At 66.4% G+C, this 16,182-nt stretch carries 13 protein-coding genes and 2 tRNA genes; 6 read left to right on the top strand and 9 right to left on the bottom strand.

Translation table 11 applies throughout. The annotated features are described in order from the left end of the window. Position 1 precedes the first annotated feature (1 nt). Complete coding sequence (locus CGU34_RS02225) at positions 2-547, top strand: GNAT family N-acetyltransferase (RefSeq protein WP_100813118.1); 546 nt, start codon at positions 2-4, stop codon at positions 545-547. Positions 548-580: 33 nt separating this feature from the next. Here CGU34_RS02225 and CGU34_RS02220 read toward each other — a convergent pair whose 3' ends face one another. Then, complete coding sequence (locus tag CGU34_RS02220) at positions 581-1,402, bottom strand: DUF559 domain-containing protein (RefSeq protein ID WP_036295054.1); 822 nt, start codon at positions 1,400-1,402, stop codon at positions 581-583. Between the two features lie 329 nt (positions 1,403-1,731). On the opposite strand from CGU34_RS02220, the gene valS reads away from it, so the two are divergent. Both valS and CGU34_RS02210 read left to right on the top strand, forming a co-directional pair. Beyond that, entirely contained in the window at positions 1,732-4,302 is a 2,571-nt protein-coding gene (valS, locus tag CGU34_RS02215) for a valine--tRNA ligase (protein ID WP_100813117.1), read from the top strand. 1 nt (position 4,303) lies between these two features. After that, entirely contained in the window at positions 4,304-4,552 is a 249-nt protein-coding gene (locus CGU34_RS02210; protein ID WP_100813116.1) for a hypothetical protein, read from the top strand. A gap of 241 nt (positions 4,553-4,793) precedes the next feature. Here CGU34_RS02210 and CGU34_RS02200 read toward each other — a convergent pair whose 3' ends face one another. Next, positions 4,794-5,426, bottom strand: a complete 633-nt coding sequence (locus CGU34_RS02200; protein WP_100813114.1) for a winged helix-turn-helix domain-containing protein — start codon at positions 5,424-5,426, stop codon at positions 4,794-4,796. A gap of 113 nt (positions 5,427-5,539) precedes the next feature. On the opposite strand from CGU34_RS02200, the gene CGU34_RS02195 reads away from it, so the two are divergent. Next, the gene (locus tag CGU34_RS02195; protein ID WP_100813113.1) at positions 5,540-7,597 is read left to right on the top strand and encodes a M3 family metallopeptidase; all 2,058 of its coding nucleotides are present in this window, start codon (positions 5,540-5,542) and stop codon (positions 7,595-7,597) included. Between the two features lie 21 nt (positions 7,598-7,618). Here CGU34_RS02195 and clpX read toward each other — a convergent pair whose 3' ends face one another. The 5 genes from clpX to CGU34_RS02170 form a co-directional block, all read right to left on the bottom strand. Then, entirely contained in the window at positions 7,619-8,887 is a 1,269-nt protein-coding gene (clpX, locus tag CGU34_RS02190) for an ATP-dependent Clp protease ATP-binding subunit ClpX (protein WP_100813112.1), read from the bottom strand. Positions 8,888-9,000: 113 nt separating this feature from the next. Next, complete coding sequence (locus CGU34_RS02185) at positions 9,001-9,687, bottom strand: ATP-dependent Clp protease proteolytic subunit (protein ID WP_100813111.1); 687 nt, start codon at positions 9,685-9,687, stop codon at positions 9,001-9,003. Between the two features lie 32 nt (positions 9,688-9,719). Next, a complete protein-coding gene (locus CGU34_RS02180) occupies positions 9,720-10,304 on the bottom strand; it encodes an ATP-dependent Clp protease proteolytic subunit (RefSeq protein ID WP_100813110.1) in 585 nt (194 codons plus the stop codon). 305 nt (positions 10,305-10,609) lie between these two features. Continuing rightward, positions 10,610-12,088 (bottom strand): trigger factor, encoded by a 1,479-nt coding sequence (gene tig, locus CGU34_RS02175; RefSeq protein WP_100813109.1) that lies wholly within the window; start codon positions 12,086-12,088, stop codon positions 10,610-10,612. Positions 12,089-12,159: 71 nt separating this feature from the next. Further along, a tRNA-Pro gene (locus CGU34_RS02170) sits at positions 12,160-12,233 on the bottom strand. A 313-nt stretch (positions 12,234-12,546) separates the two neighbouring features. Between CGU34_RS02170 and CGU34_RS02165 the strand changes: the two genes are divergently transcribed. Then, positions 12,547-12,620, top strand: a tRNA-Gly gene (locus CGU34_RS02165). Positions 12,621-12,795: 175 nt separating this feature from the next. Here the strand turns inward: CGU34_RS02165 and CGU34_RS02160 are convergent. Next, complete coding sequence (locus CGU34_RS02160) at positions 12,796-13,332, bottom strand: gamma carbonic anhydrase family protein (protein WP_036296005.1); 537 nt, start codon at positions 13,330-13,332, stop codon at positions 12,796-12,798. Positions 13,333-13,386: 54 nt separating this feature from the next. Then, a complete protein-coding gene (locus CGU34_RS02155; RefSeq protein ID WP_100813108.1) occupies positions 13,387-15,534 on the bottom strand; it encodes an acyltransferase family protein in 2,148 nt (715 codons plus the stop codon). 149 nt (positions 15,535-15,683) lie between these two features. Here CGU34_RS02155 and CGU34_RS02150 point away from each other — a divergent pair, with 149 nt between their 5' ends. After that, positions 15,684-16,169: a Dps family protein gene (locus tag CGU34_RS02150; RefSeq protein ID WP_036295999.1), complete on the top strand. Its 486-nt coding sequence runs from the start codon at positions 15,684-15,686 to the stop codon at positions 16,167-16,169. Positions 16,170-16,182: the final 13 nt, after the last annotated feature.

The following is a 16,182-nucleotide window of genomic DNA, read 5'->3' as shown; positions in this document are numbered from 1 at the left end:
GGTGCTGCTCGAAACACCGCGCCTGACCCTGCGGGAACTCACCGACGAGGATGTAGCCGCACTCCACCGGGCACTCGGCGATCCTGTCGTGATGTCGGCGTACGAGCACGGCTTTGAACTCGACGAGACGCGCGCGTGGGTGCGACGCCAGCGCGAGCGCTACTCAACGGATGGGTTCGGTTTGTGGGGTGTCGTGCTGCGCGAGACGGGCGAGCTGATCGGCGACTGCGGCATCACGACGCAGCAGATCGAGGACGACTCGGTGATCGAGGTCGGCTACCACCTCGCCCGCGATCACTGGCATCAGGGCTATGCGGTGGAAGCCGCCCGGAACTGCGTCAACTGGGCGTTCGCAACGCTCGATGTCGACGCTGTGTACGCGAAGGTGCGGGACACCAACCTCCCGTCCATGAACGTTGCTATCCGCCTCGGGATGACGGTCCGCCGCCGCTTCATCACGCGCTACCGCGACATAGACATGCCGCACCTCGCGTTCGCTGTATCGCGGTCGACGTGGATGGCGGACGAGCCGCGCCTACAGGTCTAGGGCCACGGCCGCCAGGGCCGCGTTCTGGTTGCTTCACGCCAGGTGCAGTCGCTGGGCCACCGCCCGCATGATCAGATCCTGCACCTCGTGCCACCGCTCAATCACCTGCGTGTAGCCCACCCGGATCACGTGGTATCCGAGCAGCCGCAACGCCGCGTCATGAGCGATGTCCACCTCCCGCTGAGCCCCGACGTGGTGCCCGCCGTCTATCTGCAAGACGAGCCGGTCTCCGATCAGCAGGTCGACGCGGTGTCCCGCGATCCAGACCTGCCGCCGCAACGGCTGACGCAACCACAGCAGGCGCGGGACGACAAATGTCTCGAGCCCCGAATCCGACCAGGGGCTCGCCAGCTCCAGCATTTCGCGAGCGGCGGCGGGTAGAGGCATCCGTCTGAGTGCTTCGGGTTCGACCAATTGCAGACGCAGCGCCGATTCCCAGACCGCGAGTGCGGCTTCGCGCGGCTGACACAGAGAGACGATCACGAGCACGTTCTCGATCGGGTCTTCGAGCGCATCCGGATGCCTCGGCACCACAGGCTTGTGCCAGTGCACGGTGGCACCCGGGATGTCGATCCGCCCGGCATGCTGAGGCGCGGCGACATGAGGCTGCTTCTCCTCCAGAACCCACAACCCGAGTCTTCGGGCAGCGGTCACGCAGGTGAGAACGACTCCCCGACGCGCCGCGGCAACCAGCATCGGATCCGCCCCGGGGGACGCGACCCAGCCCCGGCGCACCCGCTCGATGTGCCCTAACCCCAGCGCGCGACGCAGGACATGATCGCTGACGCCGAGCTCACGCAGCGCGCGCACCCGCATCACGCCTCCACTCGCTCGAACCTGGTCCGCCACACCCACCCGCTGAGTCTGGAGCCGCCGCAGGACCCCACAGGGAGGTCGCGGCGCTTTCGAGCAGGATGCCCCCGCGCCCTCGCGCTGTGGAGGAGACATTGCTCGTACCACCGGTCTCCGTTTCGGAGGAGATCTCGCGTTCGGAGGATGGAATCAGCGGAAAGCATCCTCCGCAACCGGGATCTCCTCCGATACGGGGCGGGCGCGGCAGGGCAGCGCGGGATCGAGGCTGATCAGGGACCGACCGGATGCCGGGGCCACGCCCCGCGCGATAAACTCGACCGACCCACACTCAGGCACGCACACACCGTGCCGCACATATCGAGGAGACACCCATGGCCGAAGTACCCGACAAGCCGGCGCTCGAGGGCCTCGAGAACAAGTGGGACGCGAAGTGGGGTGACGCCGGCACCTACCTCTTCGATCGTGCAGCGGCCGGGGCATCCGGTCGCGCAGGCGTCTACAGCGTCGACACTCCCCCGCCGACCGCGAGCGGAAGCCTGCACATCGGGCACGTCTTCAGCTACACGCACACCGACGTCAAGGTGCGGTTCGAGCGGATGCGCGGCAAAACCGTGTTCTACCCCATGGGTTGGGACGACAACGGCCTGCCGACCGAGCGCCGCGTGCAGAACTACTACGGTGTGCGCTGCGACCCCACGCTCCCCTACGACGCCGAATTCACGCCCCCGTTCGAGGGTGGAGACAACAAGTCGAGCAAGGCAGCAGATCAGATCCCGGTCAGCCGCCGCAACTTCATCGAGCTGTGCGAGCGCCTCACCGTCGAGGACGAGAAGACGTTCGAAGACCTGTGGCGGAGCCTCGGGCTGAGCGTCGACTGGACCCAGACCTACCGCACGATCTCGGACGACACGATTCGCACGAGCCAACTCGCGTTCCTGAAGAACCTCGAGCGCGGCGAGGCGTACCGCGCCCTTGCGCCGACCCTGTGGGACGTCGACTTCCGCTCGGCGATCGCGCAGGCCGAGCTCGAAGACCGCGACCAGCCGGCCGCGTACCACCGCCTCGCGTTCCACAAAACAGACCGCACGGGCGACGTCTTCATCGAGACCACGCGCCCCGAGCTGCTCGCCGCCTGCGTCGCGCTCGTGGCGCATCCGGATGACGAGCGGTACCAGCCCTTGTTCGGCACGACGGTCACCAGCCCGCTGTTCGGCGTCGAGGTGCCGGTGCTCGCGCATCCGCTCGCCCAGCAGGACAAGGGCTCGGGCATCGCCATGATCTGTACGTTCGGCGACGTGACCGACATCATCTGGTGGCGGGAGCTCGATCTGCCGAACCGCACGATCATCGGCCGCGACGGCCGGATCATCGCCGAGGCTCCCGACGCGTTGACGACGGATGCTGCCAAGGGCGCGTATGCGGAGATCGCGGGCAAGACCGTGTTCAGCGCCAAGAAGCGCATCGTCGAGCTGCTCGCCGAGTCGGGCGAGATGGAGGGCGAACCCAAGCCCTTCACGCACGCCGTGAAGTTCTTCGAGAAGGGCGACCGGCCGCTCGAGATCGTGTCGACCCGCCAGTGGTACCTGCGCAATGGTGCCCGCGACGCAGAACTGCGCGACAAGCTCCTCACCCTCGGCAACGAGATCGCTTGGCACCCGGACTTCATGCGCGTGCGGTACGAGAACTGGGTGAACGGCCTCACCGGCGACTGGCTGGTCTCGCGTCAGCGCTTTTTCGGTGTGCCGATCCCCGTCTGGTATCCGCTGGACGAGAACGGTGAGCGTGACCACGACCGCGTGCTCACCCCGGATGCCTCGCAGCTCCCCGTTGATCCCTCAACGGATGTTCCCCCGGGCTACAACGCCGAACAGCGCGACGTGCCGGGCGGGTTCACCCCCGAGCTCGACATCTTCGACACCTGGGCGACCTCGTCGCTCACCCCGCAGCTCGCGGGTGGCTGGGAACGCGACCCCGAGCTGTGGAACCTCGTCGCGCCGTTCGACCTGCGACCCCAGGGCCAGGACATCATCCGCACCTGGCTGTTCTCGACCCTCCTCCGCAGCGCCCTGCAGGACGGTCGCACGCCGTGGACGGATGCCGCGATCTCGGGCTTCATCGTCGATCCCGACCGCAAGAAGATGTCGAAATCGAAGGGCAACGTCGTCACGCCCGCCGACATCCTCGTGCAGCACGGGTCCGACGCGGTGCGGTACTGGGCGGCGTCGAGCCGCCTCGGAACGGATGCTGCGTTCGATCCGCAGAACCCAACGCAGATCAAGATCGGCCGCCGGCTCGCGATCAAGGTCCTGAACGCGGCCAAGTTCGTGCTGTCGTTCCCGGTTCCGGAGGATGCCGAGGTCACGCACGCGCTGGATGCCTCGATGCTCGCGACCCTCGACGGAGTCGTCCGCGACGCAACGAAGGCGCTCGAGTCGTACGACCACGCACGTGCCCTCGAGTTCACCGAGTCTTTCTTCTGGACGTTCTGCGACGACTACCTCGAGCTCGTCAAGGAGCGCGCGTACGACCGCACGAACGAGGGTCAGGCATCCGCGGCCCTCGCGCTGCGCATCGCGCTCGAGACCGTGCTTGCTCTTCTCGCGCCCGTGCTCGTGTTCGCGGCCGAAGAAGCGTGGTCGTGGTTCCACGACGAGTCCGTGCACACCAGCCCCTGGCCGACCGTCGCGGATCGCCCCGGTGACCCCGCGGTGTTGGTCGCCGCGAGCGAGGCGCTGACGGGCATCCGTCGCGCCAAAACCGAGGCAAAGGCTTCGCAGAAGACCCCGGTCGCCCACGCGACGATCGAGGGAACGGATGCGACCATCGCCGCCCTGCGTCTGGCCGAGGGCGATCTGCGCGCCGTGGGCCGCATCGAAAACATCGAATTCATCCCGGGCGAGACCACTCGGGTCTCGGCCATCGAACTGGCACCGGAGGCCTGACATGCAACTCGGAACACGATGGACGGCGGGCCAAGAGCCCCCCGCAGCCGTGCCCGCGGCACTTCGCCCGGCGATCGCCCAGGTCGAAGAGGCCACCGGCCCCGCTCAGGCAGGCGCTCCCCAGTCGCGCTGGACGCTGACGTGGCTCGAGGGACGCCCGATCGCCGAGATGGACTCGGGGGTCATCGTCGAGCTGAACGCCGACGGTGAGGCCGTCGTGCGTCACGACCCGGACGACGAATTCGGCTGAGCCCCCGCCGTTTCGGTTCGTCAGTGCAGGCGTAGCCCCACCGAGTGCGCGCGAACGATACAGTCCTCGCGCGCGGTTGTGACCGCGCCACCGCCAGACCGGACGCTCCGGACAGCCTCGGCCCGACGCTCAACACGTCGAGCGACATAAGACTCGAGAGCCGCGGCGACCCAGAGCATCCGTCGTTCGAGAACAGTGGGGCGGATGCTTCGCACCGGAATCCGCGCGGTCGTGACCGCGCTCATCGACTGACACCCGGTTCGATGAGGGGGAAGACATCCGCCCGGATCGTGTACAGCCGTACGCCCTCGCCCCGCTGATCGCGGTACGCCTGCACCGTTTCGCCGATGAGTGCCTCGATGCGAGAGGAGAGGTCGTCGAACTGCTCCCGCGTCAGACGCGCCGACGCCGTGGTCAGCAGGCCCGGCTCTTCATCTTCGTCGGAATGCATCGACGCCGAGATGAACTGCATGAGCTGCTCGTGGCGCTTGCGGTAGAACTCCGAGGTGACGATCTCGGTGGCCGCCCGGCCCGCGGGGGTTTTCGCGGCATCCGGGTTGGACATCGATACGGTGCCACGCGGGCGCTCCCACCATCGCTCCCGCGCCGTCCCTCTCTCGGGGACCTCCCGGATCAGGTCGTGCTTGGCGAGTGCACGCAGGTGGTAGCTCGTGACCCCCGAGGACTCCCCGAGCTGCTCACCGAGCGAACTCGCGGTTTGCGGACCGAACTGGCTCAGGATGTCGTAGATCTCGATGCGCAACGGATGCGCCAGCGCGCGCAGTTCTCCGACGCTCAGAACCCGGACTTCGCGGGTGGGCGCCCCGGCATCCGCGGATGCGGCGGGAATTTCGGGCTCTGGTCTCTTCGGCATGATGCAAAGATACCTTTGCAACTGTTTCTTTGCAAACGTATCTTTGCGATTGACCGAGAGCCCCAGCGCGGCGAACCCCCGAGGCACCGCGACACCCGGGATACGCTGGCTGGATGGTCTTTGATGTCTCGAATCCCCTGCTCTCCCCCAGCACCCTCCCGTACGAATTGCCCGACTATGCGGCCATCCGTCCCGAGCACTATCTGCCCGCCTTCGAGCAGGCTTTCGCCGCTCAGCGCGCCGAGATCAACGCCATCACGTCCACCGCCGAAGAACCCACCTTCGAGAACACGCTGATCGCGCTGGAACAGAGCGGTGACCTGCTCGGCCGCGTCGCCCACACGTTCTACACGGTGTCTTCCGCCGACGCGACGCCGGAAATCCAGGAGATCGAAGAGACCCTCGCCCCCTTGATGGCAGCTCACCAGGATGCGATCCAGCTGGATGGTCGGCTCTTCGATCGAATCTCGGCGATCCTGGAGCAGATCGATGACCTCGATCTGAACGCCGAGCAGAAGTTTCTCGTCGAACGTCACCACCGGGAGATGAATCACGCGGGCGCCGGCCTCGACGCCGAGGCGAAGGACCGGTTGACGACGCTCAACCAGCGGCTCTCGGTGCTCACCACGACATTTGAGAAGAACCTCCTCGCCGACACGAACGATCTCGCTGTGGTCTTCGAGAACGCAGCCGAGCTCGACGGCCTGAGCGCGGGCGAGATCTCGGCTGCGGCACAGGCGGCCGCCGACCGCGGGCGAGACGGCGCATATGCGATTACGTTGACGCTGTTCACGGGGCATCCGTACCTCTCGGTGCTGACGAACCGTGACAGCCGCCGCCGCATCATGGAGGCGTCGCGCGCTCGTGGAAACCGCGGGAACGCGAACGACAACGGCGCGGTCCTCACCGAGATCGTCCGGCTGCGAGCCGAGCGCGCTGCCCTGCTCGGCTACGAATCCCACGCGGCGTACATCACGGCCGACGAGACCGCCGGGTCGCCCGAGGCCGTGCACGAGCTGCTGCGTCGCCTCGCGGTTCCGGCCGCGCGCAACGCCGAGCGCGAGCGCGGCGAGCTACAGATTCTCGCGGATGCGGAAGCCGAGCCGTTCGCGATCGAAGCCCATGACTGGGCGTTCTACACCGAAAAAGTGCGGACCGCGAACTTCGACATCGACACGGCCGCCCTTCGCCCGTGGTTCGAGGCAGAGCGCGTGCTGCAGGACGGTGTCTTCTACGCCGCCGAACAGCTCTACGGCGTGCGCTTCACCGAGCGCCCCGACTTGCACGCGTACCACCCCGAGGCTCGCGTCTTCGAGGTGCACAACGCCGACGACTCCCCCGTGGGCCTCTTCGTGCTCGATCTCTACACGCGCGACTCCAAGCGCGGCGGGGCATGGATGAACTCGATCGTCTCGCAGTCAGCGCTGCGCGGCACGCGGGCGGTCGTCGTCAACAACCTCAACGTATCGAAGCCCGGAGCGGGCCTGCCAACCCTCCTCACGCTCGACGAGGTCACGACGCTCTTCCACGAGTTCGGGCATGCACTTCACGGCCTGTTTGCGACCGTGACCTATCCCCACTTCGCGGGAACCAACGTGCACCGCGACTTCGTGGAATTCCCAAGCCAGGTCAACGAGATGTGGATTCTGTGGCCCGAGGTTCTGCGCAACTACGCCCGGCACGTCGAGACGGGCGAGCCGCTACCGGAAGACATCGTCGATCGCCTCCGCTCAACCGAGACCTTCAACCAGGGCTTCGCGACAAGCGAATACCTCGCGGCGACCTGGCTCGATCAGGCCTGGCACTCCCTCTCCGAAAGCGCCGCTGAATCCGTCACCTCTGTGGCCGACTTCGAGAGCGAGGCGCTGGCCAACATCGGGCTCGACCTCCCGGCGGTGCCGCCGCGCTACGCCTCGACCTACTTCGCGCACGTCTTCTCGGGCGGTTACAGCGCCGGGTATTACTCGTATATCTGGAGCGAGGTGCTCGACGCCGACACTGTGCAGTGGTTCCGCACGCACGGCGGCCTGCGCCGCGACAACGGCGACCGGTTCCGCCAGCGCCTGCTGGGCGTGGGTGGCTCGAAGGATCCGCTCGAGGCCTATCGAGACTTCCGGGGGCGGGATGCCGACATCCAACCGCTCCTGTCGCGCCGGGGCCTGGACGCCTGAGCGCCCGCCGATCAGGTCAGGTCAGGCGCTCTTCTTCGCCCGGTTCATGACGAGTGTCGGCGCAGCACCATCATCGACCGCGGCACGGGTCACGATGACCTTCGCGACATTCTCGGTCGATGGGATGTCGAACATGATCGGCCCGAGCACATCCTCCAGAATCGCGCGCAGACCACGGGCACCGGTCTTACGACCGACCGCCAACTCGGCAATCGCCTCGAGCGCGTCCTTTTCGAAGTCGAGCTCCACGCCGTCGAGCTCGAACATGCGCTGATACTGCTTCACGAGCGCGTTGCGCGGTCCCGTGAGAATCTCGATGAGCGCCTCGCGGTCGAGCTGGGACACGGATGCCACGACGGGCAGACGTCCGATGAACTCGGGGATGAGGCCGAACTTGTGCAGGTCTTCGGGCAGGACCTCGCTGAAGAGGTTCTGGTCATCGTCCTTCTCGTGCAGGCGAGCCCCGAAGCCCACGCCGTGACGGCCGACGCGCGACGAGATGATCTCTTCCAGCCCCGAGAAGGCACCGGCGACGATGAACAACACATTCGTCGTGTCGATCTGGATGAACTCCTGGTGCGGGTGCTTGCGACCGCCCTGCGGCGGAACCGACGCGACCGTGCCCTCGAGGATCTTCAGTAGCGCCTGCTGCACACCCTCGCCCGAGACATCCCGAGTGATCGAGGGGTTCTCGGCCTTGCGGGCGATCTTGTCGACCTCGTCGATGTAGATGATGCCCGTCTCGGCGCGCTTCGTGTCGAAGTCGGCGGCCTGGAGGAGCTTGAGGAGGATGTTCTCGACGTCTTCGCCGACGTATCCGGCCTCCGTCAAGGCAGTTGCGTCCGCGACCGCGAACGGCACGTTCAGGCGCTTCGCGAGAGTCTGCGCGAGATAGGTCTTGCCACAACCGGTCGGCCCGAGGAGCAGGATGTTGCTCTTCGCGATCTCGACCTCTTCGGCGCGCTGCTCGGCCGACTGAATCGTGCCGTGGGCGCGCACGCGCTTGTAGTGGTTGTAGACGGCGACGGACAGGGCGCGCTTGGCATCCTGCTGCCCGACGACGTACTCCTCGAGGAACGAGAAGATCTCACGCGGCTTCGGAAGATCGAAGTCGGAGACGACGCCGGTGCCGGCCTCGGCCATCCGCTCTTCGATGATCTCGTTGCAGAGTTCGACGCATTCGTCGCAGATGTAGACGCCGGGACCGGCGATCAACTGCACGACCTGCTTCTGGCTCTTGCCACAGAAGGAGCACTTGAACAGGTCTGCGCTTTCGCCGATGCGGGCCATCGGGCTCCTCCTCATGCATGCCCGGACAACCGGGCGGGACAATAGTGCGAGCCTAACAACTCGCCCCGACATCCGGTCGTATTGACAGGGTGCCGGGGCGAGCCGGTAACGGACTACTTTGTGAGTGCCGCGGGAACGCGCTTGCGTGTCGTCAGAACCTGGTCGACGAGGCCGTACGCGACAGCGTCGACACCGCTCAGGATCTTGTCACGATCGATGTCGCGGTTGACCTCTTCGCGGCTCTTGTTGCTGTGCTTGGCCAGCGTGTCCTCGAGCCAGGTGCGCATGCGCAGGATCTCGGCAGCCTGGATCTCGATGTCGGACGCCTGCCCGTGACCCGCCTCGCCCATAGCGGGCTGGTGGATCAGGATGCGGGCGTTCGGCAGAGCGAGACGCTTGCCGGGAGCGCCGGCCGCGAGCAGCACGGCCGCGGCGGAGGCCGCCTGGCCGAGCACGACGGTCTGGATCTGCGGCGACACGTACTGCATGGTGTCGTAGATCGCCGTCATCGCGGTGAACGAGCCACCGGGTGAGTTGATGTACATGATGATGTCGCGGTCGGGGTCCTGGCTCTCAAGAACCAGAAGCTGGGCCATGACGTCATCCGCCGAGGCGTCGTCAACCTGGACACCCAGGAAGATGACGCGGTCCTCGAACAGCTTGTTGTACGGGTCCTGGCGCTTGTAGCCGTAGGCCGTGCGCTCCTCGAACTGGGGCAGGATGTAGCGCGATCCGGGGGCCTGGATTCCGCGGTGCGCGAGACCCTGTGCCGCGGCCGAGCCGAAGGTGGGGATGTCCATATTCATGCTTCCTTGTCTGTCCTTCGGATGGCTCAGATAGCCGTTCCGCCGCCACCAGTGACGTCGGAAAGGTGCGCGCGGATGTGGTCGACGAAGCCGTACTCGAGGGCCTCATCGGCGGTGAACCAGCGGTCGCGGTCACCGTCTTCGTTGATCTGCTCGACGGACTTGCCCGTCTGCGCTGCCGTGATCTCGGCCAGGCGGTTCTTCATCGAGACGATGAGCTGAGCCTGCGTCTGAATGTCGCTCGAGGTGCCGCCGAAGCCACCGTGGGGCTGGTGCAGCAGCACACGCGCGTTGGGCGTGATGTAGCGCTTGCCCTTGGTACCGCTCGTGAGCAGCAGCTGGCCCATCGAGGCCGCCATACCGATGCCGACCGTGACGATGTCGTTCGGCACGAACTGCATCGTGTCGTAGATCGCCATGCCGGCGGTGATCGATCCACCGGGTGAGTTCACATAGAGAAAGATGTCCTTGTCGGGGTCTTCCGCGGCGAGCAGCAGGATCTTGGCGCAGATCTCGTTGGCGTTCTCGTCACGCACCTCGGATCCCAGCCAGATGATGCGGTCCTTCAGCAGCCTGTCGAAGACACTCGTTGCCATCAATGGTTCGGCCATCGTTGCTCCCATTCGTTGTACGTCTGCGACGAATCTACCGGCGCGGATCGGCGGCTTCGCCCGTGTTCGCCCTGGGCAGAGCGGGTATCGCGGCGCGCTCCCCCGCGGGTTCCCGATTGGTTCGATCTGGGGGCCCGACAGAAGCCATTCCGCGCCGAGACACCCCGATTGCGGCGAGACACCCCACGCCACAGGGTGTTTCGTCCCAAATGGGGTGTTTCGTCAACGGCGGGGCGCGCAGCCGGTGAAACAGAAGAGGACGGATGCCTCGGGGCATCCGTCCTCTTCGTGTTTCGCTGTGGCGATCAGGCCTTGTCGGCGGCAGCCTTCTCGGCCGCGGCCTTCTTGGCCGGAGCCTTCTTCGCGGGGGCCTTCTTGGCGGGCTTCTTCTCGGCCTCTTCGGCCTCGATCACGGCGTCCGCCTCGGCGGCGGCATCCGCGATCTCTTCGGCCTCTTCGACGACCTCTTCTTCGGCCTCGAGCTCGTCCTCATCCAGTTCCTCATCGTCCACGGCGATGAAGCCAGACAGGTCGACGGGCTTGCCGTTGGTGTCAACGACGGTGACCTTGCCGAGCGCGACCGCGAGGGCCTTGTTGCGGGCTACCTCACCGACGAGCGCGGGCAGCTGGTTGCCCTGCTGGAGCGCCTGCATGAACTCCTGCGGAGCCATGCCGTACTGCGCGGCGGACTGGATGATGTACTGGCTCAGCTCTTCCTGCGAGACCTGCACATCGGCGTCCTCGGCGAGCTTGTCGAGCACGACCTGCGTGCGGAACTGCTTCTCGCTCGCTTCGGTCACCTCGGCGCGGTGCGCGTCGTCTTCGAGGCGACCTTCGCCCTCGAGGTGCGTGTGCACCTCGTCCTCGACGAGCTGCGCGGGGACCGGGATGTCGAGCTGCTCCAGAAGCGTCTCGATCAGCTTGTCGCGGGCGGCCGAACCCTGCGTGAAGGCCGACTGCTGGCCCACGCGCTCGCTCAGGCTCTCGCGAAGCTCGGCGATGGTGTCGAACTCGCTCGCAATCTGCGCGAAGTCGTCGTCTGCCTCGGGCAGCTCGCGCTCCTTGACGGCGGTGACCGAAACGACGACCTCGGCCTCTTCGCCGGCGTGGTCGCCACCGACGAGCTTCGACCGGAACGTGGTCTCTTCGCCCGCGGTGAGCGAGTCGATGGCCTCGTCGATGCCCTCGAGCAGTTCGCCCGAGCCGACCTCGTACGACACGCCACCGGCGCGGTCGATCTCGGCGCCGTCGATCGTGGCGACCATGTCGAGCTCGACGAAGTCACCGGTCTTGGCGGGGCGATCAACCGTGATGAGCGTGCCGAAGCGGCCGCGCAGGCGGTCGAGCTCCTCGTCGATCGCGGACTCGTCGACCTCGACGGCGTCGACCGTCAGGGTGATGCCCTCGAGTGGCGGCAGCGTGACCTCGGGGCGAACGTCGACCTCGACCTCGACCTTGAGGTCTCCCGAGAAGTCCTTGTCGCTCGGCCACTCGACGATGTCGGCGGAGGGGCGACCCACAACGCGGACGTTGTTCTCGCTCACTGCCTCGCGGAAGAAGCGATCGAGCGCCTCGTTGACGGCGTGCTCGATGACCGCACCGCGGCCGACACGCTGGTCGATGATCGGGGCGGGTACCTTGCCCTTGCGGAAGCCGGGGACCTGGATGTCCTCGGCGATGTGCTCGTAGGCGTGCGAGATGCTGGGCTTCAGCTCCTCGGGCGTGACCGTGATGTGCAGCTTCACGCGCGTGGGGCTGAGCTGCTCGACGGTGCTATTCACCATGCTGGTTGTTCTCCTCGTGATTGATCGCACGCGCGATTGCGCTGCGGGTCAGGGTCTGTGTGGATCGTCCGTCGGGGCGACAGGATTTGAACCTGCGGCCTCCCGCTCCCAAAGCGGGCGCTCTACCAAGCTGAGCTACGCCCCGGGGTGGCCCCGCGCGTCAACGCGGGTACGAAACGACCCCCAAGAGTCTAGCCGAGTCACTCACCGCGCCGTCGCGGCCAAGCTACCCGCGGTCTCACGTCTGCTGATCGGGCACCCTCGGCGATCAACCGGGCACCCTCGGTTGCTGAATCGGGCACCCTCGGTCACTGAGCCTGTCGAAGTGACCCGTCCGACCCGACGACCCTGACAGCACCGCCTCCGCGTTCCGGTAGACTTTCGGATGCCGCGCCTCACCGCGGTGGATGGACCAACAACTGAATACACCATTTTTCGGCATAATTCCGCCGAAATTCGGGGCTGTAGCTTAGTGGTAAAGCCTCTGTCTTCCAAACAGATGATGCGAGTTCGATTCTCGTCAGCCCCTCCATCGCCCCGATGTTCGGCCGCAGGCCGAGCGGCGGGGCAATCGTGTTGTGGGGAAGCGAACGGTGGTGGGCCCACGCCGCCAGAGGCTCCGCGCGTCGCGCAGCGACGGGTGGAGGGGCGGTGGGGACGATTCTCGTCAGCCCCTCCATCGCTCCGACGTTCGCCCGTGGGAGGCCTCAGGCCGGCGCAGCGTCCGCGTGTTCGGCGGAGAGCATCACGTACACCTCGGCGTTCCGCAGCAGACCGGCACGCTCCTCGTCGGTCAGAGCCCGCCGAACCTTTGCCGGCACGCCCGCGACGAGCGAGCCATCCGGAACGACCGTGCCTTCGAGCACCACGGCACCGCCCGCGATGAGACATCCGGCACCGATCACGGCACCCGACAACACGACGCTGCCCATACCGATCAGTGACCCGTCCCCGATCGTGCAGCCGTGCACCACGGCATTGTGACCGACCGAAACGTCGCGGCCGATCGTCACCGGATGACCGCTGTCGACGTGCACCGAGACGTTGTCCTGGATGTTGCTGCCCGCGCCGATCGTGATCGTGTCGCGGTCTGCACGCAGGATCGCGTTGTACCAAACGCTCGCGCCCTCATCGAGCCTCACGGCTCCCACGACACGCGCTCCGGCCGCAACGAACGCGGACTCATCGAGCGACGGGGTACGTCCGGCGACGGACAAGACGGATGCCTCGGGTGAAACGGTCATGAATCCGACCCTACGACCTCGGGCCCGATGCCCGTGGCACCCATGATCGGTCCGCTATCCCGGCACCCCGGCCTCGATCGCGTCCCGCAGCGCAGAGGTGTAATGCGGAGCGAGCGAGTCGAGGAACGACACGGTCAGGTGATCCTCGTCGCGGTAGACATTGGCCCCGCCGACGACCGGGAAGCACGTCGTGTCGTCGCAGAACACGTCGGTGAAGTCGAGCGGGGTGACCCCCGCTGTGCCTTCCGCGGCATCCTTCAGCGGATCCTGGTCGGTCAGCAGTTCGTCACGGGCACCGTCGCAATTGCCGACACCCTGGGTGCGCAGGCACTTGTTCGGGTCGTTTTCCCACACCGGGTTGTCGACGACGGTGACGACGGGAATGCCCCGGTCGAGCATCCCGCTCCATGCCTCGCGGTACCCGGCAACGGCGGCATCGTGGACACTGTCGTACCCCGCAGAGGAGTAGGGCGTGGTCGAAAGTCCCGCGGTGAAGACGACATCGAAGTCGCCGTTGTCGAGCACCTCAACCGCGTTCTCCCGCCAATCGGCGCACGCAGCGCCGAACGCACCGGGCGTCGACAGAGGCGTGGTGCTCCAGGGGCAAGCGCCCTTGAAGAGCGTGGTGAGGTGCCATCCGTTCTCGTCGGCGATGCGCTCGAACGTCGACAGCAACTGGAACGCGTGGCTGTCGCCGATGAGCGCAACACGGGGCGCATCCGCCGCATCCGATCCGAATTCGCAGGTGACGGCTCGCGAATCGTTCAGCTGCACGAAGCACTGTTCGTCCGCGGGCAAGTCCGCGGCCGCGAAACCGGGCGCGGGTAGCACCTGGTCACCGAAGTCCACGTCGGCACAGGCTGGATCGAGCACGCTCGCCGCGCCGAAGCACTCGGGCGGGTCGGAACGGAGTTGCTCGATCGCCGCAACACCCTCGCGGTATGCGGGCGCGTTGATCGCCCATGCGCCGGCCGCCGTCGCGCCCACCAGGATCATCGCGACGAGCGACGCCCAGAGCGTCACGCGCGGCGGGCGCTTCGTGAGAACCTTCCAGGCCCGCGCCGGATCCTCGACGAACTTCTTGGTGAGCCAGGCGAGCACGAAGCACAGCGCGAGCAACGCGACACGGTGGTAGATCGTCAAGCCCCAGAACGGGACGGATGGCGCGATCACGATCAGCGGCCAATGCCACAGGTAGAGGCTGTATGAGATGTCCCCGACGAACTGCGCGGGACGGATCGACAGGACGCGGGTCGGGTACCACCACCGCGTGGTGTTCGACGCGGCGATCACGGCAGCGGCACCGAGCGTCGGCACGAGGGCCATGTACCCGGGGTACGGCGTCTGTCCGTCGAACTGGAATGCGGCGTACAGCAGCGCGACGATTCCGGCCCACCCGAGCACGAAGCTGCCGATCGCGTTGCGGATTCGCAGCATCGGGACCAGGGCGATGAGCGCTCCTACCCCGAACTGCCACATGCGGGTGAAGGTGATGAAGTAGGCCGGCGCCGGGTTCGTGATCGTGAAGATCACGCAGAAGACGAAGGATGCGAGGGTCACGACTCCGAGCGTCGTGATGATCGCGCGCCGCCGAGCGCCCTGGAAGAACTTCACACCGAGCCATGCCGCGAGCAGCATGATCAACGGCCACAGGACGTAGAACTGCTCCTCGAGCGACAGCGACCAGTAGTGCTGGACCGTAGTCGGCTCCCCCGTGAGCGCCAGATAGTCCGTGGAAGCGAAGGCCAGATACCAGTTCTCGACATAGAAGGTCGACGCGATGATCTCGCGAATCTCGTTCGGCAGCGCCGACAGGGGGAACAGGTAAGGCGAGGCCACGACGATGGCGCAGAACAGCAGAACCAACAACGACGCGGGCAGGAGACGCCGCGCCCGGCGGGCCCAGAACTGCGCGAGTCGCACGCCGCCCGTCGCCTCGAGCTCGCGCATGAGGTGACCGGTGATCAAGAACCCGGAGATGACGAAGAACACGTCGACGCCGACGTATCCGCCCGAGAGACGACCCGGCCAGAAGTGGTAGAGCACCACGAACAGCACGGCGATCGCCCGCAATCCCTGGACGTGCGGGATGAAACGCGAGGGCTCTGCGTGTTCGGGCGAACGATCCCGCCGTTCGCGTCGGAGCATCTGCGACGGAGCGCCCAGATTCTGCGGGCCGAGTTCATGGTCTGCGGAGGGCACCAGACGACGCTACCTGCTCGCGCGTCGGATGCCCGCCATTGCCGCGTGATTCCGCCACTAAGCCGAGCCTCAGCTTGCTTGCGGAATGTCTGAGGCTGAGTAGCGTTTACCCCAGAGTCGCCGCGAACATCGCGGCCGGAGGGACCAAAATGACGAAGATTCAGACCGTTTCCACAACCGTCAGCGACCCCGATGTGTCGGCTGCCGCCGCCCAGTTCCTCTCCCCCGTCGTCCTCGGCCTGCAGGCCCTGACGATCAACGGCAAGCAGGCGCACTGGCACGTGCGTGGCAGCAACTTCATCGGTGTCCACGAACTGCTCGACACCGTGGTCGCGAACGCGGGCGGCTGGGCAGACCTGGCCGCCGAGCGGATCGTCGCGCTCGGCCTGCCGATCGACGCACGCGTCGCCGCCGTCGCCACCAAGGCGGGCGCGACCGGCGTTCCCGCAGGATTCGCCAAGTCGGATGTCGTGATCCCCGCGATCATCGCCGACATGGACGCCATCCTGCTCGACGTGCAGGCGGCGATCGACGGCCTCGACGAGGTCGACCTGACCAGCCAGGACGTCGCGATCGAGATCAAGCGTGGCCTCGAGAAGGACCGCTGGTTCCTGTTCGCTCACGTCAGCGAGTAAGACCCCCGCGCCT

Source organism: Microbacterium lacus, from assembly GCF_002812805.1.
GTDB classification, from domain to species: domain Bacteria; phylum Actinomycetota; class Actinomycetes; order Actinomycetales; family Microbacteriaceae; genus Microbacterium; species Microbacterium lacus_A.
This window is presented reverse-complemented; position numbering and strand designations above follow the sequence as displayed.

Coding starts and splice junctions, on each gene's coding strand:
- CGU34_RS02150 (WP_036295999.1), top strand. CDS start 15,684: ATGACGAAGATTCAGACCGTTTCCACAACCGTCAGCGACCCCGATGTG.
- CGU34_RS02180 (WP_100813110.1), bottom strand. CDS start 10,304: ATGGCCGAACCATTGATGGCAACGAGTGTCTTCGACAGGCTGCTGAAG.
- tig (WP_100813109.1), bottom strand. CDS start 12,088: ATGGTGAATAGCACCGTCGAGCAGCTCAGCCCCACGCGCGTGAAGCTG.
- clpX (WP_100813112.1), bottom strand. CDS start 8,887: ATGGCCCGCATCGGCGAAAGCGCAGACCTGTTCAAGTGCTCCTTCTGT.
- CGU34_RS02160 (WP_036296005.1), bottom strand. CDS start 13,332: ATGACCGTTTCACCCGAGGCATCCGTCTTGTCCGTCGCCGGACGTACC.
- CGU34_RS02210 (WP_100813116.1), top strand. CDS start 4,304: ATGCAACTCGGAACACGATGGACGGCGGGCCAAGAGCCCCCCGCAGCC.
- CGU34_RS02195 (WP_100813113.1), top strand. CDS start 5,540: ATGGTCTTTGATGTCTCGAATCCCCTGCTCTCCCCCAGCACCCTCCCG.
- CGU34_RS02200 (WP_100813114.1), bottom strand. CDS start 5,426: ATGCCGAAGAGACCAGAGCCCGAAATTCCCGCCGCATCCGCGGATGCC.
- valS (WP_100813117.1), top strand. CDS start 1,732: ATGGCCGAAGTACCCGACAAGCCGGCGCTCGAGGGCCTCGAGAACAAG.
- CGU34_RS02185 (WP_100813111.1), bottom strand. CDS start 9,687: ATGGACATCCCCACCTTCGGCTCGGCCGCGGCACAGGGTCTCGCGCAC.